The following is a 20,847-nucleotide window of genomic DNA, read 5'->3' as shown; positions in this document are numbered from 1 at the left end:
CCGGCCCGTGTGTTCGTCTTTCACGGGTGGGAGAATTGGAGCGACCGCCAGGACACGGGGCGCAGCGTGGTACGGGAGAGGGAGAAGTGACGGGGACATCGGCGAATTCGGCGGTATCCGAGCAGTCGTACCCGCCTCCCGTGCGGGCCCGGCGTACGCCGCTTCGGGATGTTCTCGGTCTGGTGAGCCTGCCGCTGCTGGCGGTGCTGGTGGTGCCCGGGGCGTTCGCCGGTGGCGGGACGCGGCGGTGGTTCGGAGGGCGGGCGGAGAGTCAGCGGGCGGAGGCGCAGGCGGCGAAGGATGCCGCGGCGACCGCGTTCTACGAGCTGGACACCGCCCAGCGGGACCTGCGGATCTCGATAGAGACCATCTCCGCCGTCGACGACTCGCCGGCGGCCCGTCGTGCCGTCTCCGACTTCGAGGCGCTGGGGCGGCGGATCGACGAGGTCAGCAACCGGTACATCCAGGCGATCGACGCCTACGACCTGGACCGGGACGACCTGGAGGCGGCCACGGCGTCGCGGGCGCGCGGGGAGCTCTCCGGGGCCAAGGACGAGCTGGTGCGGGTGAAGGGGGAGCTGGACCGGTTCGGGGAGTCGCTCGGGCCGTTGCTCGGGAAGGCCGAGACGCAGCTGGCGCGGCTGGCGCCCGCCGTGGAGCGGGCCCGGCAGGCGCTGCTGGCGGCCAGCAACGCGCTCGACGCGGTGCGGAGGACCCCGATCCGGGCCGATGAGCTGGCGGCCCGGCTGGCCGCGTTGTCGCCGGAGCTGACCAGGCTGAACCAGGGCGCGGGGCAGCACGGCGTGCAGGCGACGCTGGAGCGGGCCGGGCGGGTGCAGCGGGAGGCCGAGGCGATCCGGGTCGAGGCCGAGCGGCTGCCGGAGCAGGCGGCGGAGATCGATCACCGGCTGGTGAGCCTGCGGACGCGGGCGCAGGCGCTGACCACCAGGGCCGGGCAGGTGGATCCGGTCCTGAGCGAGCTGCGGCGGCGGTTCTCGGCGGCCTGCTGGCAGGACTTGCAGCAGGTGCCGCGGCAGGCCGTGGAGAACGTGCGGCAGGCCGAGGTGAAGCTGCGGGAGGCGCAGGCGGCGCGGGACGCGCAGCGGTGGGCGGACGCGACGTCGCTGCTGTCGACGGTGCGGGCGCTGCTGAACAGTACGGACGAGGCGGTGTCCGCGGCCGGTGACCGGCTGGGCCGGCTGAACGCGGTGCAGAAGGATCCGCAGGCGGAGATCGACCGGACGCGGTTCGCGATCCGGGACGCGCAGCGGCTGGCGATGGCGGGGCGGTCCAGCCCGGATCCGCGGCACGCCCGGCCGCTGGACGACGCGGTGGCGCGGCTGGACCGGGCGGTGGGCACGCTGGAGGGGCGGCATCCCGACTACTGGCACTTCCTGACGGAGACGGAGGCGGTGCGGCAGTCGGTGGCGCGGACGGTGGCGCAGATCCGGGAGGACCGGGGCACGGGTCATCCGTGAGCCGTGTCGCTTGAGGCGTCAGCCGTCCGAGTCGTTTGCCGTCCTGTCGGTGCAGGCGGATATTGGGAGGCGACCCGCAATCCAGATGGGGAGGCGGAGATGGCCTCGCACACGGCGCGTTCGGGGATGTCACGGCCGCAGATCATTTTCGACGAGGCGCTGCCCGTCGATCACCGCCTGAACCAGGTCTACCGGATCGGGGCGGGGCTGATGGGCCTGTTCCTGCTGGCCTTCGGGATCCTCGGGCTGACCAACAACATCGGCTTCTTCGACACGGGTGGGAACACCGCGATCGGCCTGAACACCAACGGCGCGCTGAGCGTGCTGTCGATCTGTGTCGGGCTGCTGCTGTTCGTCGGGATGGTGATCGGCGGGAACTTCGCGTCCACGCTGAACATGGTGCTCGGCGTGCTGTTCATCCTGAACGGCTTCCTGTTCCTGGCCCTGTTGGACACGGACTCGGACTTCCTGGCCTTCAAGATCCAGAACGTGCTGTTCAGTTTCGTGGTGGGTCTGGTGCTGATGGTGTTCGGGATGTACGGCAGGGTCAGTACGAACCTGCCGCACGACAACCCGTACTGGCGGGCCCGCCACCCCGAGTCGGAGCAGCGGGCCGTCACGGCTGCCGATGATCAGGTGCGGTAGGCGTAGTAGTACGCGTTCGGGTACGACGCGACGAGGCTCGCCAGCGACCTGCGGTAGGTGTTGTTGGAGTGGTAGGTCACGTACGGGATGCCGTTGGCCACGTACGTGACGATCATCGTGTGGTCCTTCGAGCCGTCCCGGTCGAAGTCCATCTGGATGACGTCGCCGACCTGCGCCTGGAAGACGTTGGCGAGCGGCGTGGTCCGCTTGGAGTTCTGGGCGAACCACGACCATTCGTTGACGCCGACGAACGAGTCCGACTGGATGTCGGCGTTGCCGAACCACTTGGTGTAGTCGTAGACGTAGCCCGGGACGTGCTTCCAGCCGCCGGCCTTGAGCGACTGGCTGACGAAGTTGGTGCAGTCGCCGCCGGCCGTCTCGTTGTTGTAGTTCGGGTAGTCCGTGTTGTAGTTGTTCCAGTACTTCTCGGCGTACGTGGCCATCGCCTTGTAGTCGTACGTGCCGCCGGTGAGGGTCTTCGGCACGGCCGTGGGGTTGCGCGTGGTGGCCGCGCGGGGGGCGTCCGGCGTGGTGTTGCCGTCGTCGCCGGTGGCGGGCGCCTTGACCGAGGGCTTGGACAGCGTGTTGACGGCGAGGCCGCCGTCGTCGGTGTCCTTGATGGTGGTGAGCTGCCAGGTGCCCTGCCGGTCCGCCTTGAAGGTCAGTTCGTGGTGGGCCTGGAAGCCGGTGGTCTTCGGCGTGCCGGAGGCGGCCTTCGCGTAGGTCAGCGTCGTCGTCTCGGTGACGTCGGCCTTGGCGGTGCGGCCGGTCACGCGGGTCGCGTCGAGCGTGACCTGGGTGCTGCCGGCGCTGTACGTCTCACCGGCCTTGGCGATGCTGCTCTGACGGCCGCGCAGCTGGGTCAGCGCCGCGCTCTCGTCGCGTGACTGGGTGCTGGAGAGCCGGACGCCGCCGGAGAAGCGGGACGTCTGCTTCTTCTGCGAGGCACCCTGGACGAGGGCCTGGGTGCGGTCGGTGAAGACCGCGTCGGCCAGCTTCTGGAAGGTCGCCTTGGTCGCGGCGTTCACGGTCGGGTCGTCGACGACGGCCGCGCCCGCGCTCCAGTTGGGCACGAGGGCGACGCCGGCGACGACCGAGGCGGCCGCCGCCGTGACTATGGCCGCACGGCTGCGCTTACGGCTCAGTTTTCTGGATTTCAATGTGTTCCCCTCTACGCCGGTACACCTCTACCGGGCGACGGCATCTTCGCACGGCGTGTGTGACTCCTGTGAAGGGGGTTGCACGATTGGAATCCGCTTGCTGCCGTGTCGACTTGAAGGGTCTGCCGGGAGCCGGTACGACGCTCACTTCACGATGTCGGACCAGTCGGACGGGGCCTGGGCGGGGTCCAGGGTGCGCAGCCGGGCCAGGGTGGCCGGGTCCTGGGCGTCCATCCAGTCGGAGAGCTCCTTGAAGGAGACGCACTTGACGCCCTTCTTGGTGCATATCTTCGGGATGACCTGGTCGATGGCCTTCATGTAGATGCCGCCGTTCCAGTCCTCGAAGTGGTTGCCGATGAACAGCGGGGCGCGGCTGCCGTAGTAGACGCGGTTGAAGCCGTCCATGTAGGACTCGACGGTCTGCTGCTCCCATTCGGCGTACTTGGCGGGGTCGCCGTCGGTCTCGCCGTTGGACTGGTTGTAGAGGAAGTTGAAGTCCATGGAGAGGCCCTGGTAGTCACCGCCGGGGTAGGGGAGCATCTCCAGCGGGAAGTTCCAGAGGCCGTCCTTCTTGGAGGGCCAGATCTGGAAGTCGCCGGGGGAGCTGGCGTCGTACTTCCAGTTGTAGCCGTACTTCTGCAGGGCCTTCAGCAGGTTGGGCTGGCCCTCCAGGCAGGGGGCCCGGCCGCCGACGACCTCCTGCTTGAAGTCGAAGGGCAGGGCGGGGATGTCCTTGAAGCCGGTGTTGGTCTTCCAGTTCTCGACGAACTTGTAGAACTGGTCGATCTCGCTCTTCCACTGTTCGACGCTCCAGTCGCGGCCGCCCTTGGCCTCGCAGAAGTGGCCGTTGAAGTGGGTGCCGATCTCGTTGCCGTCGTTGTAGGCGTCGCGGAGCTGTTCCAGGGTGGTGCGGATGTGTTCGTCGGTGGCGTAGTCGATGGCGGCGTCGCCGGGCTGGTGCATCGGGCCGGTGTAGAGGGTCTTCTTGCTCTTGGGCAGCAGGTAGATGCCGGTGAGGAAGAAGGTCATGTGGGCGTTGTACTCCTTGGCCATCTCCCGGTAGTGCGAGAAGAGATGGTCGGAGCCCTCCAGGGCGCCGTCCCAGGAGAAGACGACGAACTGGGGCGGCTTCTCGCCCGGCTTGAGCTTCTCGGGCTTCAACTGGCCCTTCTGCGGCCCGGTGTACGACGTCGAGCCGTCGCCCAGGACGTGGGTCTTGCCGTCCCATTTCGGCGACGCCGACGCCGACGGGGAGGCCTTCGTGGTCCCGGCGGCGGTGGGCGCGGTGTCGTCCTGTCTGGTGAGCACCAGGTAGCCCGCGACGAGGGAGGCCACGACCAGGAAGGCGGCCAGGGTCATGACCTCCGGGCGGGCTGGACGGCGGTCACGTGCGGGCGCCTTGCGGCGGTGGCCGCCGGTTGTCGGCTTCGTGCGGGGCTTCATGCTCGGCTCATTCTGCGGGTGGGTGGCGTGGGGAGCGTCGTGGCCTCGGGGGTCAGTCGAGGCCCATGGCCTGTGCCCAGACCGTGTACGGGACGTTGTCGGTGCCGGATCCGGCGATTCCCTTGAGCGGCAGCGGCTCCAGGGACTTGTTCAGGTCGATGCGGTACACGACGACCGACGTCGTCACCTTGGAGAGCGTGCCGGTGTACCAGGCGGCGGTGTCCTTGCCGCCCGCGTAGGTGCTGCCCGCCTTGCCGGCCGCCGTGGTGGTGGCCGCGGCGGTCGGATGGGCCAGGCGGAAGGATTCGGTGAGCGCCTGCTCGACGTCCTCGGCCACGTCGTCGCGGACCGCGCGGGCCGGCTGGGGGGTGTCCAGGTGGACCCGGCGGCCGTTGCGGGTGATCTTGGAGACCGAGTACGGCTCGGTGTGGTCGCCGCCGGCCGCGAACGTGGCGTATCCGCTGGCCATCCGGATCGCGCTCGGTGTGGAGCTGCCGATGGACAGGGTGGGCACCTGGGCGCCCATGCTGTCGGAGAGCAGCCCGGAGGCCACCGCGGTGGCGCGCACCTTGTCGAGTCCGGTGTCCATGCCCAGTTGCATGAACGGGGTGTTCACCGACTGGGCGAGGGCGTTGGCGAGGCTGATCTGCCCGTAGGACCTGTCGTCGTCGTTCTTGGCGTAGACCTTCTTGCCGCCGCGGTCCCAGTACGGTCCGTCGGGTGTGGTGACCGGGACCTTGTCGTCGCCGTCGTAGAGCGTCTCGGGCAGGACCTCGGTGGCGGCTGCGCCGCGTTCCTTGTGGACGCCGTTCTGGAGTCCGGCGGCGTAGACGAAGGGCAGGAAGGCGCTGCCGGCCGGAACGGTGGTGGCGTTGGACTCGTTGTAGCCCTGGGTCCGGTGGTCGGGTCCGCCGTAGACGGCGACGATCCGTCCGTCGGTCGCGACCGAGGCGGCGCCGTAGTGGGCGGCGGCGGCGTTCTTGGGGTCGCTCGCCTTGGCCTCCTTGCGGGCCTTGGTCACGGCCGTGGTGAGGGTGCTCTCCTTCTTCCGGTCGAAGGTCGTGTAGATCTGGTATCCGCCGAGGTCGAAGTCTTTGTCCGAGATGTGGGCGGACTTCTTGGCGTACTGCTGGGCCAGTTCCACCAGGTAGTCGCTCTGGCTACCGGTGTCGTACACCTTGTTGGTCGTGATCGGTTCGGGGAACTTCGTGTACTTGGCGCGCTCGGCCGGCGACAGCTTGCCGATCTTGACCATGCGGTCCAGGATCCAGGACCAGCGCTCCACCGCCCGCTTGTGGTTGGCCTTGCTGAGCGTCGGGTCGTAGAGTCCGGCGCCCTTGAGGAGCGAGGCGAGCACGGCGGCCTGGCTGACGTTCAGCCGGCTGACGTCCTTGCCGTAGTAGGCCTGGGAGGCGCGCTGGATGCCGTAGGTGCCCCGGCCGAACCAGCTGGTGTTGAGGTAGCCCTCGAGGATCTGGTCCTTGCTCATCTTGTTGTCGAGCTTGAGGGAGATCATCGCCTCGGTGAACTTGCGGCTGATGGTCTGGTTCTGCGTCAGGTAGACGTTCTTCACGTACTGCTGGGTGATGGTGGAGCCGCCCTCGGTGTCCCCCTCGCCGACCGTGCGGTAGAGGGCGCGGGCGATGCCCTTCATCGAGATGCCGGGGTCGGTGTAGAAGCTCTCGTTCTCCGCCGCGAGCACCGCCCAGCGCACGTCCACGGGTATGTCCTTGAGCGGCATGTCCTGCCGCTGCACCCAGCCGGTCCGGGCCATCGGCGTCCCGTCGGACCAGAAGTAGACGTTGTCCTGCTGGGTGGCGTACGTGTTGAGGTTCGACGGTATGTCCGTCGCCGCGTAGGCGACCACGAGGAACATCCCGGTCAGCCCGATACCGCCCAGCCAGGCCCCCAGCCACTGCCGCCAGGACGGCATCCAGCGCCGCCAGCCGGTCCGGCCGGGCCGCGGGTACAGCGGCCGCAGCCTGCGCGCGTACGGCGCCAGTGGCGCGAGTCGGGGCCCCACGAGAGCCCGGAACCTCGCCACTGCCTCCAGCACGCGTTCACGCGGCGTCGGGCGGGCGCTGCGGCGCCGCTCGGCACGGCCGCCGGGGGCCGTCGGCTCCGGCTCGGGCTGCCGCTGTTCGGGCACCCGGATCTGCATCGTGACGTCCGCCCGCAGGGCGTCCACCTTCAGAAGCAGGGTCTCGTCGTGCACCGGCAGGTCCGGCTTGTTCCGCCGGGCGCCCTCCCGGGGCTCCGGGATGCCCCCCTTGCTCTCGCCCGCCTTCGCGGCGTCGGCGTCCGCGGCCCGCAGGGCGTGCAGCTCGTTCCACAGAGCCTCCGCCTTCTGCCGTGCGACCTCCTGTGCACGCTGAGCGTCGTCGCCCTTCTGCCACAGAGCATGCTCCGCGCGTAGGCCGTCAACCTTCAGATGCAGCGTCGCGTCCGGCTCGAACGGCTTTCGATCCCGGGATCCGGCCTGGTCATGGCCCTCCTCCGGGTCGCCCGTCCGCTCCGTTGCGTCCGTCACGACTGCGTCTCCCCTCGCACTCGGTCTTGCGCGCGCGGGTAGACACGACGGGTGGCAGCGCCGCGGTGGGCGCGGCGCTACGAGCCCCCCTCTTCCCCCGGTCTTTTGGCTCCTCGCGGCCAGCTCAAATTATCAGCGATCTTTTCAATATCTCCGCACAAGTATCGGACAGAAAGGAACACTCATGAAATTCTGAGGTGCAGTGATGCCCATCACTCCCGCATCGCTGCCGCTAGCCTGTCCCTCATGCCCCGCTACGAGTACCGCTGCCGCACCTGCGGCGACACATTCGAACTGTCCCGCCCCATGGCCGAGTCATCGGCTCCGGCAGCATGCCCGGAGGGACATCAGGACACGGTAAAGCTCTTGTCGACCGTGGCGGTCGGGGGTACGTCGTCCGCGTCCGCCGCCGGCTCCGGTTCCGGCTCCGGCTCCGGCTCCGGCGGGGGTTGTTGCGGCGGCGGCTGCTGCGGCTAGCCCGGCTCTCCCGCCTGCTCGACGACGGTCACCTCGGGCGACGGTCACCTCCAGGCGACGTCCGCCGAGGCCTCGGCGGCCAGGCCCCGCATCACGTGTTCGAGGAGGGCGAGCAGCACGCGCTTCACCGACTCCCGGTCCCTTGCGTCACAGAGCACGAGCGGTACCTCGCGCGGGAGGTCGAGCGCCGCGCGGATGTCCTCGGGGTCCTCGTCGCACATGCCGTCGAAGCAGTTGACGCCGACGGCGAAGGGGATGCCGCGGTGCTCGAAGAAGTCGACGGAGGGGAAGCAGCTGTCCAGGCGCCGGGTGTCGGCCAGCACGACGGCTCCGAGGGCGCCGCGGGACAGGTCGTCCCACATGAACCAGAACCGGTCCTGTCCGGGTGCCCCGAAGAGGTAGACGACGAGGGCCGTGCTCAGGGTGATACGGCCGAAGTCCATGGCGACGGTCGTGGTGGTCTTGCGCTCCACGCCGGCCAGGTCGTCCACGCCCACGCTCGCCTCGGTGATCAGCTCCTCGGTGCGCAGGGGCTCCGTCTCGCTGATGGTGCCGACGAGAGTGGTCTTCCCGACGCCGAAGCCGCCGGCGATGAGGATCTTGGCCGTCGCCGCGTCGGGCGAGACCGCGGTGAGGTCAGAGTCTTCGTATGCCATCGATCACTGCCTGAAGGAAGCGGGCGTCGGGGGTACCGGCCGCCGGGGGTGCGGAAACGGAGACGAGCGCGGTGTCGAGAAGGTCGCCCAGCAGGATGCGTACGACCGAGACGGGCAGGTCGAGGCAGGCCGAGACCTCCACCAGCGCCGTCGGCCTGCGGCACAGCGCGAGCAGCCGGTGCTGTTCGGGCTGGAGCCGCTGGGCACGGGTGGGCGGCCGGACGGTGCTGATCAGCGCGATCAGGTCGATGTCGGCGCGGGCGGAGCGGGTACGGCCGCCGGTCACGGTGTAGGGGCGGATGAGTCGGCCGGGGTCGTCATCCGCCCACGGGTCTTCCTCGGACCAATGCCTCATTCATGCTCCCCCGTATGTGGACCGCCGGTGTACTGGGGAACCCGGGGGGCGGCGCTGAGGTACTGGCCGACCTGCCGTACCAGCATCGTCATCTCGTAGCCGACGTTGCCGACGTCCACCTCCGAGGTGGCGAGCACCGCGAGCCGGGCGCCGCCCCCGGCCGTGGTGACGAAGAGGAACAGGTCGTCCATCTCGATGACCGTCTGCTGGACCCGGCCGCCGCCGAAGTGGCGGCTGGTGCCCTGGGCCAGGGAGTGGACGCCCGAGGCGATGGCCGCGAGCTGCTCGGCGTCGGCCCTGGCGAGTCCGGCCGAGGAACCGACCAGCAGACCGTCCTCCGAGAGCACGATCGCGTGCCGGGTCTCCGGGATGCGGTCGATCAGGTTGTCCAGAAGCCAGGACAGGCCTTCGCGCGCGGTGTTCGTTCGTGTCATGGGGTGGTGTTCCTTGTCGGACTGGTGCGGGTGGGCAACGGGCGCTGGTGGGACGGGGGCAGGGGCCAGTCCGGTGCGGGCACCTCGTCCTGGGCGCGGGCTCGCCGGGTGCCGTCCCGGAGTGCCGCGAGCATCGAGCGGGCCTGTTCCGGGCGGCGCTCCTCCGCCGCCCGTCCCGGGCCGTGGTCCGGCTGTTCCTCGTGCCGCTCCCGAAGCTGGGGAGCGAGGTTGGCCAGCCGGACCCGGCGCGGGAGCCGGCTCGGTCCGCCGGTGCGCGCCGGGCCCGCCGCGGCCGTGCCGGACCGGGTCCCGCCGGGCGGGGTCGCGCCGGGCGGAGTCGCGCCGGGCGCGGCCTGCGTCCATACCCGGGCGGAGGCCCGAGCCGGGGCCGGAGCGGGGGGCGGAGCCGGGGCCGGAGCGGGCGCAGAGGCCGGGGCCGGGGCCTGAGTCACCGTGCGGGTCCGCCTCGGCATGCCGGCGATCGTCGACTCCTCCGGCGGCGCGCTGTCGACCGAGGCCAGATGGCGTTCCGCCCGTGGGTCCAGCGTCATCGGCGGAAGGTCGGCGGCCGGCTCGGTCAGGCTGTGCGGCAGGATGACGACGGCCAGCGATCCGCCGTAGGACGAAGGCTGCAGGCTGGCCTTGATGCCGTGCCGCTTGGCGAGATGCCCGACGGTGAACAGCCCCAGGCGCGGGTCCTCGCCCAGCGAGGTGATGCTGAAGTCCTTGGGTTCGTGCAGCAGGACGTTGGCGGCCTCGTACTCCTCCTGCGCCAGCCCCAGGCCGCGGTCCTCCACCTCGACGGCGTATCCCTGGGCCACCGGCAGGGCGCGGACCCGGACTTCGGTGTGCGGGGGCGAGAACGTCACGCCGTTCTCGATGAGTTCCGCCATGAGGTGGATGGTGTCGCCGACCGCCGGGCCGGTCACGGCGACGGCCGGCATCGGCTCGACCACCACCCTCGTGTAGCCCTCGATCTCGGACACCGCGCTGCGCAGCAGGTCCGCGAGGGACACGGCCTGCTTCCAGCGGCGCCGGGGGGCCGAACCGGACAGGACCGTCAGGCTCTCCGCGTTGCGGCGCATCCGGGTGGCCAGGTGGTCGACGCGGTAGAGGTCGGCGAGGAGCTGGGGGTCCTGCTCCTTGCGTTCCATGCCGTCGATGACCGTGAGCTGCCGGTGCACCAGGATCTGGATGCGGCGGGACATGTTGAGGAACACCGTCCGGGCGCCCTCGCGCAGCTCGGCCTGCTCCAGGGCGACGCTCACCGCGATCCGCTGGGCGCTGTTGAAGGCCTCCGCGACCTTGCCCAGTTCGTCGCCGCCGTAGTCGAGTTCGGGCAGGTCGTCGGGGCCGACGTGCTTGCTGTCGGTGCGCAGTCCGTCGATCAGTTCGGGGAGCCGTTCCTGGGCCAGATCGAGGGTCGCCTCGCGCAGTGCGGTCATCCGCCCGATGAGCGACCGCGTGATGCGCCAGGACAGCACGGCGACCGCGAACACCGCGAGCAGCGCGAGGGCGCTGCCGGCCATTACCCGGTCCCGCAGTTCGTTGTTGCGGTCCACGTTGTTCTGGGTGACCTGGGCCAGGTACTGGTTCTCCACGTCCTGGACCTCGGTGAAGACGCGGCTCGGCGCGGCGGCGCGGGCTGACGTCAGGCGGGGCACCTCGATGCTGTCGCCGCCGCCTTCGGCCGCCGTGGGAAGAGCCGACTCGAAGGCGCTCAACTCGGCCCAGTCGCGGCCGTCCATGGTCTTCTCCAGCCCCTGCCGCAGCTCGGCCGGCAGATAGGGAGCGACCTCGTTGGTGAGGATGGAGCCGCGAACGGCGGCCTCGGCGGCCAGGGTTGTCCGCTCCTCGACGCTCAACCGGCCGCCGGCCGCGGCCGCGTCCAGGACGGCACGCTCCCCCGCGAGCGCCTCGGTCGCCCGCAGGAACGACAGGGCGTGCGCGGCCTCCGCCGCCGTGGCCCCGCTGCCGTTGTCGGTGCTCAGCGTTCCGAAGAGGTTCAGCACCGACTGGATCGTCTCCGAGTACACCTCGTAGGCGTGCCGCCGGTCGGCCTTCCCGCGGTCGACGGTGGCCCGTTCCGAGGTCAGGGCGTCCAGCCGCTTCCGGACGGTCGCCAACTGGTCCTGGTACTCGCCCGATCCCTCACCGGCGGAGGCGGCGTCCGCCTTGCGGAAGGCGGCGAGGACGCGGTCGGTGCGGGCGCGCTGGGCGACCAGCGCGGCACGCCGGCCGCTGCCGTGCGGCGACAGCAGGAGCACCGTCAGCTGCCGTTCCTTCTGGAACTCGCCGACTCCCGGTACCAGCGCGTACGTCGTCTTCGCCGCGTCCCCGACGTGGCCTGCCTGACGCCATTGGTTGAACAGCACGGCCGAACCGCTGAACCAGAGCAGGACCATCGCCACCGCCGGAACCAGCGCGAGCGAGATCAACGAGGCACGGATGCTGCGGCCCGGGCCGGTGTTCGGCCTCGTCCGTACGGCCTTCCCCCGGTGCCTGCTCACTTCGCCCGCCTACGGAAGGCGGAGCGGAGGCGGAAGCGGTCTGCGGCATGGAGCTGGAGCACCGGGAGCTTTCCTTTCCGGAAGGGAGGCGCGCACTGCGTCGCGGGCATGCCGAACATGCCGACGGAGGCCGGGAGATGAGTGGAGCGCGGAGGGACGTGTACGGGCGGGTCGTCCGCCCCGTCAGGCGGCTGAGGTAAGCATGAAACCGACCATGCGCAGCACGGTCAAGCTGGTGCACAAGTATGTGGTGACGACTGTTTAGGACAGTCAGTACACTATGCGCGTAGATATTTCTGACGCCCCTTCATCCGGAATCTCTCCCTCACCGTTGCGCCTCGGCTGATTACGCATGGTGAGGCGACGAATCCAGCACCCCCGCGCACCGACGGACCGACCCGCACGGCCCCTGGAGGCCGCATCCGCCACCCCCGCCATGTGTGACGCAGATCACAATCCACCGGAGACTCGAAAGCCCTTTCCCTCTCCTGCACCAACCCGCCACAACTCCTCGACGGAAGTCACGGCGATTCGACCGAGAAGATTGGGGCGCTCGGTCGAAAAGACCGGACCCGCGAACCGGGGAAGCATCGAGATGTACTCACGACGCATCCCGGTCACCGGAGCGACCGACGGATCCTGTGAGCCGGCGCCGCAGTCCGGAAGGGCGCCCGTGCCGTTCTGCCGGTGGCAGAACGCCGGTCCGACCGGGCTCGGCGATCACTACCGTCCAGTCTCATGACGACGATCACCACGCGCACGGTTCGGTACCCGGCCGACGGTCTGACGATGACCGGGCACCTCGCGCTCCCGGCCGGTGGCGACCGCCGGCCCGCGGTGCTGCTCGGACCAGAGGGCCCGGGGCTCAGCGACGTCGAGCGCCGCCGGGCCGATGCGCTCGCCGAGCTGGGATACGTGGTGCTGGCCTTCGACCTCCACGGCGGGCGCTACTTGGGCGACCCCGAGGAGATGCTGGCCCGTTGCCTGCCGCTGCTCGCCGACCCCGACCGGATGCGGGGCATCGGCCACGCGGCGCTCGACGTGTTGCGCGCCGAACCGCGGAGCGACCCCGACCGGATCGCCGCCGTCGGCTACGGCACCGGGGGCGCCATCGGGCTGGAACTCGGGCGCGACGGCGTCGACCTGCGCGTGATCGGGACGGTCAACGCACTGACCACGGGCCGGCCCGGCGAGGCGGCACGCATCCGCTGCCCGGTGTGGGCCGGGGTCGGTTCGGAGGACCCGATCATGCCGCCCGCCCAACGGGACGCGTTCACCGCCGAGATGCAGGCCGCGGGCGTCGACTGGCGCCTCGTGGTCTACGGCGGCGCCTTGCACGCCTTCCACCACCCGCCGGTCGACCAGCCCGTGGTCCCCGGCGTCGGCTACCACCCACGGCACGCGCAGCGGGCCTGGCGCGACGTCGTCGACCTGCTCGCCGAGTGCCTGCCCGTGACGCAGTGAGCTGGAAGGACTTCCGGAGCCGACCGCCAAGGGACAGTCCCTAGCCCGCCGTACGGACCGCCTTCAGGAACTCCCGTAGGATTCGCTCGCCGGCGAGCACTCCTCGCTCCGGCAGCGCCGTGATGGCCGGGCCGGTCCACCCTGCGTCGGCCAACTCGCCGTGTCCCGGCCGCCAGCCGCGGTCCGTGGCCAGCAGCAGGTCGGCGTCGAGCAGGGAGTCACCGGCGGCCAGCGTCAGCTCGGCCCCGGTCCGGCGCGCGACCTCCCGCATGGCCGCGCTCTTCGTCAGCGGCTTCGGCACGGCGTAGATCTTCCGGCCCTGCAACGACACCGTCCAGCCGCGGTTCTCCGCCCACACCGCGAGGCTCTTCACCCACTCCTCGGGCAGCAACTCCCGCTCCACGACCAGGTAGGCGAACAGGTCCTCGGCCACCCGCAGCTTGCGCAGCCACAGCGGATCGGCGTGTTCGGCCAGGTACGCGCGGACCTCCTCCAGCGGCGCGCACTCGTCCGCCAGCCGCGCCAGCACCCGTCCGTGCCAGTCCGCGTCGGACACCCCGTCGACCAGCAGATGCCCGCCGTTGGCGCAGATGGCGTACCGCGGCGCGGGCCCCGGCAGGTTGATCCGCTCGTACTGCTTGCGGGTCCGCGTGGTCGTCGGCACGAAGACGGCCGTGTCCCCCAGCTCGGTCAGCAACTGCGCGGCCGTCTCCGTCAGGTACGACAGCGGCCTGGCCTCGTGCACCTCGACGCAGAGCAGCCGGGGCGCCCGCGCGTCCGGCATGGTCAGCGCCAGGGCACCGGCCGAGTAGATGAGCGTACGGTCGAGGTCGCTCGCGACGAGCACCGCCATCAGACGTTCACCGCCCGGCCGTCGGCGCCGGTCGCCCCACGCGTGTACTTCGGGTGGATCAACCCGACACAGGTGTACGGCAGTTCGCCGACCTCCTCCACCGCTACCCCTCTCTGCTCCGCGAGCAGCCGCACATGGTCCAGGTCGGCGCCCGCCCCGGCCCGCGCCAGGATCTTCCAGGGCACCCGGCGCAGCAGCACCCGGGTGGTCTCGCCGACGCCCGGCTTGACGAGGTTCACGTCGTGGATGCCGTACTCCTCGCTGATCCGCTCGACGGCCGCCCAGCCCTCCCAGGTCGGCGTGCGGTCGGTGACGGCCAGCTCCTTCACGGCCGCGTCCACGGACTCGGCCACCTCGGCGAACCGTGCCACGACGGCGTCCAGGAAGGCCACCGACACGTCGGCGCCGGCCAGTTCGCGGTAGAACTTCGCGCCGTGGAAGTCGTCGGGACCGACCAGGTCCGCGCGCAGCACGGTCCGCGAGATCAGCCCGGAGACGGTCGAGTTGAGGCAGGCGGAGGGGATCAGGAAGTCCTCCCGGGTGCCGTACGTCCGCACGCACGACCCCGGGTCGGCGAGCACCGCGATCTCCGGATCGAAGCCGCTCACCCCCTCCCGCGCCTCGAACTCCTCGACCGCGTCGGCGAGTTCCCGGGTGATCGCGCCCTTCCCCGTCCAGCCGTCCACGAAGACGACGTCCCGGGGGTCGTGGTGCGCGGCCAGCCAGCGCAGCGCGTTGGCGTCGATGCCGCGGCCGCGCACGATCGACACCGCGTAGTGCGGCAGGTCGAGGCCGTACCGGAACTGCGCCCAGCGGCGCATCAGCACGCCCACCGGGGTGCCGGCGCGGGCCAGCGACACCAGCACCGGGCGCGGCGACCGCTCGGCCAGCACGGTCTCGGTGACGACGCCGACCGCCTGCGCGATCCGCGCCGCCGAGGTCTCCAGGGCGGCGTGGAACAGCGCCTGGTACTGCTCGCTCGGCTGGTACTCCACCGGCAGCGACTCGGCGTAGTGCGCGCCGCCGCTCTGGATCGCCTCCTCGCGCTCCTCGGTCGGCGCCTCCAGCGTGACCTCCGAGAGGTCCTGGAGCAGCCAGCCGACGTCCTCCGCCGGGTACGAGGAGAAGGCGGGGCCGCGGAGGGGCTCGGGCAGCATGGCGGGGCTCTCTTCGGGTAGCGCGGGGACGTACGACGGTACAACCGCGAGCAGGACGTGCGGGGCATGCGCGCCGAGCCGGTCGAGGAGGCCGCCGGGTGCGTGCAGTTCGGGGGTGTCGCCCACCGAGTCGACGAACAGGACGACGGCGTCGAAGCCGGCGCCCGCCACGTTGTACGCGTAGCGCTCGCCGGGGCCGTCGGCGGGGTTGTCGTGGGCCGGGAAGACGAGGCGGCTGCGGATGGCGTAGCCGGGGTCGTCGACGGCCAGGACGGGTGAGCGGGTGGTGGTGGAGTACCGCACCTCGGCGGCGACCAGGGCCTCCAGCTCGCGGGCGACCCTGAGGGGCGTGTACATCAGCTCCTCGAAGCCGAGCGTGAGCACGCGGCGGGCCCCGGGGGGCAGGGCTTCGGCGACCCGGGCCGCCATCAGGGGGAGAGCCGATTCGAGGCGTATCCGGTGGGCCGGGGTGAATCCGTGCCGTCCGCCGTCGGGGAGGCCGTGCGGCCAGTGCAGGTCGATGCGGGTGAGGTGAGGGGTGGTGCGGTCGTCGGGTGCCTGCGGCTGGGCGGGGGCTGGTCGCGCAGTTCCCCGCGCCCCTTGAGGGGACTGCCCTGAACCCCCTGGGGGCGCGGGGAACTGCGCGACCGGCCCCGACGCTCCCGCAGACGACGAAGCACCTGGCGCGGCACCCCCCTCGTACCGCGCCACCAGCTCCTGCCCCTTTTCCAGCACGCCCTCGGGCAGCTTCACCGTCCCCGAAGCCGCCGCCAGCAGGTCCACCCTGGCGCCGATCTCCTCGGCGAACGATGTCAGCCGACCCGCGTCCGCCGCCGACCGCATATCGACCAACGCCACCACGACGTAACGTTTCCGCGGATAACGGGCGTGCAGGTCCCTGATCGTGTTCAGGACCGTGTTGCCGGTGGAGAACTCGTCGTCGACGAGGACCAGGGGGCCGTCGCCGGAGAGCAGGGCGGGGTCCTCGGGGAGCAGCAGGTGGGACGTCGCGTGGGAGTGGGACTCCTCGAAGCCGCCGGCCGGGGTCACCCCGGCGACCGGCCGGCGCGTGGAGTGGAGATACGGGGCGAGGCCGATTCCGTCGGCCACCGCGTGCCCGAGGCCGGTGGCCGTCTCGGCGTAGCCCAGGACGACCGCCTGCCCGGCCTCCCCCTCACCGAGCAGGTCCCGTACCCGTCGGCCGAGGGCGAAGCCATGCCCGTACACCACGGACGGCGACTGCGGTACGTGTTTGCCGAGCACGTTGGAGACGAGGAGGTGGGCCCGTCTGGGGTTGCGGCGCAGGGCGAGGCCGAGAAGGGCCGTCAGGCCGTCGTCGCCGACGAGTTCGACGCCGAGCCGCTCGGCGACCCAGCTGCCGGACCAGACCCCGTTGTTCGCTGCGATGTTCATGGGTTCCCTGTGTCGTCCCGTAGCGCCCGTCAAGCCGGTATCCCGGCGGCGAGCAGCTCCACGAAGCCGACGTCCTCGTTGGCCACGCCGAACACCTCGGCGCGGAGCATGGTCCGCTCGGCCCAGGCGCGGTGCGGCTTCACCTCGTTCATCTTGTTCGTGTACGCCGAGCGAAGTACACCCCCGCCACCGCGTTCCGGCCGCAGGATGTCCTGGGCGTCGGAGAACTCCTCGTGACTGACCACGGACAGCGCGTGCACGGGGATGACGTGGGACGGGTGGATGCAGGTCTTGCCGAGCAGCCCGTTGGCCTGGTCGAGGGAGATCTCCCTCAGCAGGCCGTCCATGGCGTGCTCGATGAGCCGGTTGCGCAGTTCCACGGCCTGCTCCTCCAGGAAGGGGCTGGTCCGCAGCATCGGCTTGAACATGCGCTCGGGGACCCGGAAGTACTCCCAGACCGGCCCGGTCACCGTGAAGCCGGTGCCGTCGGCCCGGCCCAGCATGTTCACCACGTCGGCGATGACGGAGGCGATGATCTGCACGTCGTAGGCGGTCATGTCGGGGGCCCGGCGCAGCCCGTAGGACGAGCAGAAGTCGGTCACCCCGAGGCGCAGCGCCAGCACCTTGTCGCGGTACTTGTCGACGGCGCGGGCGATGCCCTCCAGGGCGTCCACGCGCGTCTCCCGGTACATCAGCTCGGGCGTCTCCAGGACCGGCATGCCGAACAGCCGGCGCCCGCTGCTCAGCGCGGCGCCGTCCAGGGCCTGCAGGAAGGGGATGCCGCGCTCCTCGGTGAATTTCGGGAACACGAATCCGGACAGCAGCGACACGTTCGCGCCCAGCCGTCGTACCAGGTCGGAGATCTGCTCGGGCTCCCGCACCCGGATGAAGAGCAGCGGGAGCTCCGCACCGGCCCGCTCCCGCCCGGCGAGGTCGGCGAACTGCCGGACGAGGTTCTCCTCACCGGCCACCACGTCCTCGTCGCCGATGGAGTCCTCCAGGCACAGCACCATCGAGACCACGCCGAGTGCCGCCTGTTTGACGATGTCGTCGGCGAGCCGCGGCCGGGTGGCCGGGCTGTACAGCGTGGCACCCAGGGCCGCGGAGAGCAGCCGGGCCGGGGAGTCGGCGGTGAACTCGCACGGCTCCTGGTGGAAGAGGCGCTGCCGCACCTCAGGTGCGATGTGCCCGAAATGACGCATAGAACTCCCCCGTGGCGTGGGCCTAGCCTGTGAAATTGGTAAAGGGTGGCCGGTAATAGTACGTACAAAGCCATGTCCGGGGTTCCCGCCGGGCATGAATTTCAGGTAACCCGCCTGTGTCGGTCGCGAAGCCCCCCGCGTTGTCGTGACCAGGACCGAGAGGGCAGGATGACCGCATGACGCACGCGATGCTGAAGGGGTCCAACGTCCCCGTGGAAGCCACCACGGTCCGGGCCGTGCTGCGCTGGACGCCCGGGCAGGGGGTTCCGGACGTCGACGCCTCGGCGCTGCTCCTCGGCCCCGACGGACGTGTGCGCTCCGACGAGGACTTCGTCTTCTACAACCAGCCCCGGCACCCTTCCGGGAAGGTCTGGCGGCTCGGCAAGAAACGGGTGGCCGAGGGCCTCACCGACACGATCCAGACAGATCTCCCCGCTGTCGAGTCCAACGTCGGCCGAATCCTCCTGGTCGCGTCGGCGGACGGTGTCCCGTTCGAACACGTACCCGCCCTGCGCATCCTGCTGTACGACGCCGCGGCGCCGGACGCCGAACCGCTGGCCCACTTCGACATCAATCCGGAGACCGGCGCCGAGACCGCCATGATCTGCGGCGAGCTGTACCGCAGGGGCGAGGGCTGGAAGTTCCGCGCGCTCGGCGAGGGCTACAGCAACGGCCTCAAGGGGCTGGCCACGGACTTCGGCATCTCGGTGGACGAGTCCGAGCCGATGGAGGAGCCCTCGGCGTCCCTGCCGCTCCCGCCGGAGCAGCCGACCTCGGTCCCCACCCAGCCGGCCTACGGCTACCCCCAGCCGGCCACCTACGCCTACCCGCAGCCCGCCTACACCCAGCAACCGCCCCAGTCGGGCTACGGCTACCCCCCGCCGGCCCCGATCCCGGTGGCGACGGTCCCGAACGCGGACTTCCGGCTGCCTCCGCAGGGCCCGCAGTTCATCGGGCGCTGAGGATGCCGACCTGCTTTTAGGGGCGCGCCCCCGTGGGGGGCCTACCTGTCCGCCTTCGTCTTGTAACCCCGCCCCCACTGCAGGCCCCACCCGTACAACCGGTCGAGCTCCCCCTGGAAGCCGTACACGAACTTCACCTCGCGCCGGACGACCAGCTCGCCCTTCACGTTCTCGATCATCACCACCGCGCACGACCGGGCCTGCGGATGCCGTTCGTCGAGGCCTATCTCGATCCGCGGCCCGTTGCTCGGGTAGAGCGTGACGATCGCGTGGGTGCGGTCGAACGCCGGGGTCTGGTCGTAGATGTACACGAACACCAGCAGCCGCTTGATGTCGTCCCGGTGGTCGAGGTTGACGTACATCGTCTCGCCGGACGCCGACCCGAACCGGTCGTCGCCGCTGAGCTTGACGTACGGCGGTGCGTTCACGTCCCCGAGCAGGCCGCCGAGCGGCTGGACGACGCCCTTCGTCCCGTCGGACAGCTCGTAGAGCGCCCCGAGGTCGAGGTCGACGTTGACCATGCTCTGCCCGTGCCCGATCACCTCCGGCGGCCTGAGCGCCTTGAAGGGGTGCCGGAAGAGGCTCTCCCGCTGCTCCCCGTCGAAGTCGGACGTCCGCATCCGCCAGCTCAGGTTGACCCGCAGGTTGCCGGTGGCCGCGCCCTGCTTGGTGAGGGACACCTGCTGGTGCCGCCTGGTGAGCTCGATGGAGTTGGACGCCGCGCTGCCCGAGTCGAACTCGGCCGCCCTGCCGCCCAGCAGCCCGTCGAAGAAACCCATTCCCGCCCCCAGTAACTCCCGAAAACGCCTGGGGGCGGCCGACCCGTCGGCCGCCCCCATCAGAGCGTTCCTCGTCCAGGAGGGCGTCACACCCTCCGTTTTCGGCCCGGCGTGCCGGGTCAGACCCCGGACGGGACCTCAGTCTTGTCGTTCGATCCCGCGTTTCCCTCGGCTTCCGCGAGCCGCTGGTTGCGTCGTACGGAGGACCAGAACGACCAGCCGATCAGGACGACGCCGACGAGACCGGTGATGACCTCGTTGATCTGGTACTGGATGGTGACCATCAGGATCACGGCCAGCGCGCCGATCGCGTAGTGGGCGCCGTGCTCCAGGTAGACGTAGTCGTCCAGGGTGCCCTGGCGGACCAGGTACACGGTGAGCGAACGGACGTACATGGCGCCGATGCCGAGGCCGAGGGCCATGAGGACGATGTCGTTGGTGATGGCGAAGGCGCCGATCACGCCGTCGAAGGAGAAGGACGCGTCCAGGACCTCCAGGTAGAGGAACATGAAGAACGCGGCCTGGCCTGCCAGCAGCACGGGCGACTTCTTCTTGCCGGCGCGCTCGGCCTCTTCCTCCTCCTCGTGCTCGCGTTCCTCCTCGGCTTCGAGGCGGTCCTCGAAGAACCCGGAGAGACCGCCGACGATCATGTACGTGATCAGGCCGGCGATACCGGCGATCAGGACCGTCTGCGCCTTGTCCGTGTGGCCGCCGCCGTGCTGGTGGGCGTGGGTGGCGAAGGTGAAGGCGGTGATCAGCAGGACGATCAGGGCGATGCAGACCGCCAGCATGTCGACCTTGCCGAGCTTGGCGAGCGGGCGCTCGATCCAGCGCAGCCACTGGATGTCGCGGTCCTCGAAGATGAAGTCGAGGAAGATCATGAGCAGGAACATGCCACCGAAGGCGGCGATCGCCGGGTGGGCGTCGGTGACGAGCTCCTGGTAGCGGTCCTTGTTGTTGAGCGCGAGGTCGACGGCCTCGATGGGCCCCATCTTGGCGGTGACCGCGACGATGACGACCGGGAAGACCAGCCGCATGCCGAAGACCGCGATGAGAACGCCGACCGTGAGGAAGATCTTCTGCCAGAAGGCGTTCATCTTCTTCAGGATTCCGGCGTTGACGACCGCGTTGTCGAACGACAGGGAGATCTCCAGGACGGCGAGGATCGCCACGATGCCGAAGGCCTCCCACCCCCCGTAGAAGACCGCGGCGACCAGGCCGAGAGCGGTGATCGCGAACGACCAGCCGAAGGTTTTCAGAAGCACTGGCTACCCAATCTTGTGTGTACGGGTCTCGCTCGCGCCGTACTCGGCTTTACCTACTGTTGAC

At 70.3% G+C, this 20,847-nt stretch carries 17 protein-coding genes; 5 read left to right on the top strand and 12 right to left on the bottom strand.

Annotated features, from left to right (window positions below; all coding sequences use genetic code 11):
- Positions 1 to 140 precede the first annotated feature (140 nt).
- Together ACGF5O_RS00810 and ACGF5O_RS00805 are read left to right on the top strand one after the other, a co-directional pair.
- Positions 141 to 1,478 (top strand): hypothetical protein, encoded by a 1,338-nt coding sequence (locus ACGF5O_RS00810; RefSeq protein WP_393807775.1) that lies wholly within the window; start codon positions 141 to 143, stop codon positions 1,476 to 1,478.
- Between the two features lie 99 nt (positions 1,479 to 1,577).
- A complete protein-coding gene (locus ACGF5O_RS00805; protein ID WP_393807774.1) occupies positions 1,578 to 2,123 on the top strand; it encodes a DUF4383 domain-containing protein in 546 nt (181 codons plus the stop codon).
- Here the strand turns inward: ACGF5O_RS00805 and ACGF5O_RS00800 are convergent.
- The 3 genes from ACGF5O_RS00800 to ACGF5O_RS00790 all read right to left on the bottom strand — a co-directional run bounded on the left by ACGF5O_RS00800 (position 2,111) and on the right by ACGF5O_RS00790 (position 6,887).
- Positions 2,111 to 3,283, bottom strand: a complete 1,173-nt coding sequence (locus tag ACGF5O_RS00800) for an amidase domain-containing protein (protein ID WP_393807773.1) — start codon at positions 3,281 to 3,283, stop codon at positions 2,111 to 2,113. The genes ACGF5O_RS00805 and ACGF5O_RS00800 overlap by 13 nt on opposite strands.
- 144 nt (positions 3,284 to 3,427) lie before the next feature.
- On the bottom strand, positions 3,428 to 4,726 hold the full coding sequence (locus tag ACGF5O_RS00795; protein WP_393807772.1) for a hypothetical protein: 1,299 nt from the start codon (positions 4,724 to 4,726) through the stop codon (positions 3,428 to 3,430).
- 52 nt (positions 4,727 to 4,778) lie between these two features.
- Entirely contained in the window at positions 4,779 to 6,887 is a 2,109-nt protein-coding gene (locus ACGF5O_RS00790; protein ID WP_393808383.1) for a transglycosylase domain-containing protein, read from the bottom strand.
- A 615-nt stretch (positions 6,888 to 7,502) separates the two neighbouring features.
- On the opposite strand from ACGF5O_RS00790, the gene ACGF5O_RS00785 reads away from it, so the two are divergent.
- On the top strand, positions 7,503 to 7,733 hold the full coding sequence (locus ACGF5O_RS00785) for a zinc ribbon domain-containing protein (RefSeq protein WP_393807771.1): 231 nt from the start codon (positions 7,503 to 7,505) through the stop codon (positions 7,731 to 7,733).
- A 44-nt stretch (positions 7,734 to 7,777) separates the two neighbouring features.
- Here ACGF5O_RS00785 and ACGF5O_RS00780 read toward each other — a convergent pair whose 3' ends face one another.
- Genes ACGF5O_RS00780 through ACGF5O_RS00765 form a run of 4 tightly spaced genes read right to left on the bottom strand, consistent with a single transcriptional unit; the run spans position 7,778 to position 11,688 of the window.
- Positions 7,778 to 8,389, bottom strand: a complete 612-nt coding sequence (locus tag ACGF5O_RS00780) for an ATP/GTP-binding protein (RefSeq protein WP_393807770.1) — start codon at positions 8,387 to 8,389, stop codon at positions 7,778 to 7,780.
- A complete protein-coding gene (locus tag ACGF5O_RS00775) occupies positions 8,370 to 8,744 on the bottom strand; it encodes a DUF742 domain-containing protein (RefSeq protein WP_393807769.1) in 375 nt (124 codons plus the stop codon). Before ACGF5O_RS00775 ends, ACGF5O_RS00780 begins: the two co-directional genes overlap by 20 nt.
- A complete protein-coding gene (locus tag ACGF5O_RS00770; RefSeq protein ID WP_393807768.1) occupies positions 8,741 to 9,178 on the bottom strand; it encodes a roadblock/LC7 domain-containing protein in 438 nt (145 codons plus the stop codon). The genes ACGF5O_RS00775 and ACGF5O_RS00770 overlap by 4 nt, the downstream gene beginning before the upstream one ends.
- Complete coding sequence (locus tag ACGF5O_RS00765; protein ID WP_393807767.1) at positions 9,175 to 11,688, bottom strand: nitrate- and nitrite sensing domain-containing protein; 2,514 nt, start codon at positions 11,686 to 11,688, stop codon at positions 9,175 to 9,177. The genes ACGF5O_RS00770 and ACGF5O_RS00765 overlap by 4 nt, the downstream gene beginning before the upstream one ends.
- 738 nt (positions 11,689 to 12,426) lie before the next feature.
- On the opposite strand from ACGF5O_RS00765, the gene ACGF5O_RS00760 reads away from it, so the two are divergent.
- Positions 12,427 to 13,152 (top strand): dienelactone hydrolase family protein, encoded by a 726-nt coding sequence (locus tag ACGF5O_RS00760; RefSeq protein ID WP_393807766.1) that lies wholly within the window; start codon positions 12,427 to 12,429, stop codon positions 13,150 to 13,152.
- A gap of 40 nt (positions 13,153 to 13,192) precedes the next feature.
- On the opposite strand, the gene ACGF5O_RS00755 is transcribed toward ACGF5O_RS00760, so the two are convergent.
- Genes ACGF5O_RS00755 through ACGF5O_RS00745 form a run of 3 tightly spaced genes read right to left on the bottom strand, consistent with a single transcriptional unit; the run spans position 13,193 to position 17,777 of the window.
- Complete coding sequence (locus ACGF5O_RS00755; RefSeq protein WP_393807765.1) at positions 13,193 to 14,005, bottom strand: HAD family hydrolase; 813 nt, start codon at positions 14,003 to 14,005, stop codon at positions 13,193 to 13,195.
- The gene (locus ACGF5O_RS00750; RefSeq protein ID WP_393807764.1) at positions 14,005 to 16,575 is read right to left on the bottom strand and encodes a phosphoribosyltransferase; all 2,571 of its coding nucleotides are present in this window, start codon (positions 16,573 to 16,575) and stop codon (positions 14,005 to 14,007) included. Before ACGF5O_RS00750 ends, ACGF5O_RS00755 begins: the two co-directional genes overlap by 1 nt.
- Positions 16,576 to 16,604: 29 nt before the next feature.
- A complete protein-coding gene (locus ACGF5O_RS00745; RefSeq protein ID WP_393807763.1) occupies positions 16,605 to 17,777 on the bottom strand; it encodes an HpcH/HpaI aldolase/citrate lyase family protein in 1,173 nt (390 codons plus the stop codon).
- 176 nt (positions 17,778 to 17,953) lie between these two features.
- Between ACGF5O_RS00745 and ACGF5O_RS00740 the strand changes: the two genes are divergently transcribed.
- On the top strand, positions 17,954 to 18,739 hold the full coding sequence (locus tag ACGF5O_RS00740; protein WP_393807762.1) for a TerD family protein: 786 nt from the start codon (positions 17,954 to 17,956) through the stop codon (positions 18,737 to 18,739).
- 41 nt (positions 18,740 to 18,780) lie between these two features.
- Here ACGF5O_RS00740 and ACGF5O_RS00735 read toward each other — a convergent pair whose 3' ends face one another.
- On the bottom strand, positions 18,781 to 19,518 hold the full coding sequence (locus ACGF5O_RS00735; RefSeq protein WP_393807761.1) for a Tellurium resistance: 738 nt from the start codon (positions 19,516 to 19,518) through the stop codon (positions 18,781 to 18,783).
- Between the two features lie 119 nt (positions 19,519 to 19,637).
- A complete protein-coding gene (locus tag ACGF5O_RS00730; protein ID WP_393807760.1) occupies positions 19,638 to 20,783 on the bottom strand; it encodes a DUF475 domain-containing protein in 1,146 nt (381 codons plus the stop codon).
- Positions 20,784 to 20,847: the final 64 nt, after the last annotated feature.

Origin of the sequence: Streptomyces sp. NPDC048291 (assembly GCF_043201715.1) — a bacterium.
In the GTDB taxonomy this organism is placed as follows: domain Bacteria; phylum Actinomycetota; class Actinomycetes; order Streptomycetales; family Streptomycetaceae; genus Streptomyces.
This window is presented reverse-complemented; position numbering and strand designations above follow the sequence as displayed.

Bases quoted from the DNA above. Each gene is read 5' to 3' on its own strand.
- ACGF5O_RS00770 (WP_393807768.1), bottom strand. From the start codon at position 9,178: ATGACACGAACGAACACCGCGCGCGAAGGCCTGTCCTGGCTTCTGGAC.
- ACGF5O_RS00740 (WP_393807762.1), top strand. From the start codon at position 17,954: ATGACGCACGCGATGCTGAAGGGGTCCAACGTCCCCGTGGAAGCCACC.
- ACGF5O_RS00735 (WP_393807761.1), bottom strand. From the start codon at position 19,518: ATGGGTTTCTTCGACGGGCTGCTGGGCGGCAGGGCGGCCGAGTTCGAC.
- ACGF5O_RS00795 (WP_393807772.1), bottom strand. From the start codon at position 4,726: ATGAAGCCCCGCACGAAGCCGACAACCGGCGGCCACCGCCGCAAGGCG.
- ACGF5O_RS00790 (WP_393808383.1), bottom strand. From the start codon at position 6,887: ATGCAGATCCGGGTGCCCGAACAGCGGCAGCCCGAGCCGGAGCCGACG.
- ACGF5O_RS00755 (WP_393807765.1), bottom strand. From the start codon at position 14,005: ATGGCGGTGCTCGTCGCGAGCGACCTCGACCGTACGCTCATCTACTCG.
- ACGF5O_RS00805 (WP_393807774.1), top strand. From the start codon at position 1,578: ATGGCCTCGCACACGGCGCGTTCGGGGATGTCACGGCCGCAGATCATT.
- ACGF5O_RS00760 (WP_393807766.1), top strand. From the start codon at position 12,427: ATGACGACGATCACCACGCGCACGGTTCGGTACCCGGCCGACGGTCTG.
- ACGF5O_RS00775 (WP_393807769.1), bottom strand. From the start codon at position 8,744: ATGAGGCATTGGTCCGAGGAAGACCCGTGGGCGGATGACGACCCCGGC.
- ACGF5O_RS00780 (WP_393807770.1), bottom strand. From the start codon at position 8,389: ATGGCATACGAAGACTCTGACCTCACCGCGGTCTCGCCCGACGCGGCG.
- ACGF5O_RS00745 (WP_393807763.1), bottom strand. From the start codon at position 17,777: ATGCGTCATTTCGGGCACATCGCACCTGAGGTGCGGCAGCGCCTCTTC.
- ACGF5O_RS00750 (WP_393807764.1), bottom strand. From the start codon at position 16,575: ATGAACATCGCAGCGAACAACGGGGTCTGGTCCGGCAGCTGGGTCGCC.
- ACGF5O_RS00785 (WP_393807771.1), top strand. From the start codon at position 7,503: ATGCCCCGCTACGAGTACCGCTGCCGCACCTGCGGCGACACATTCGAA.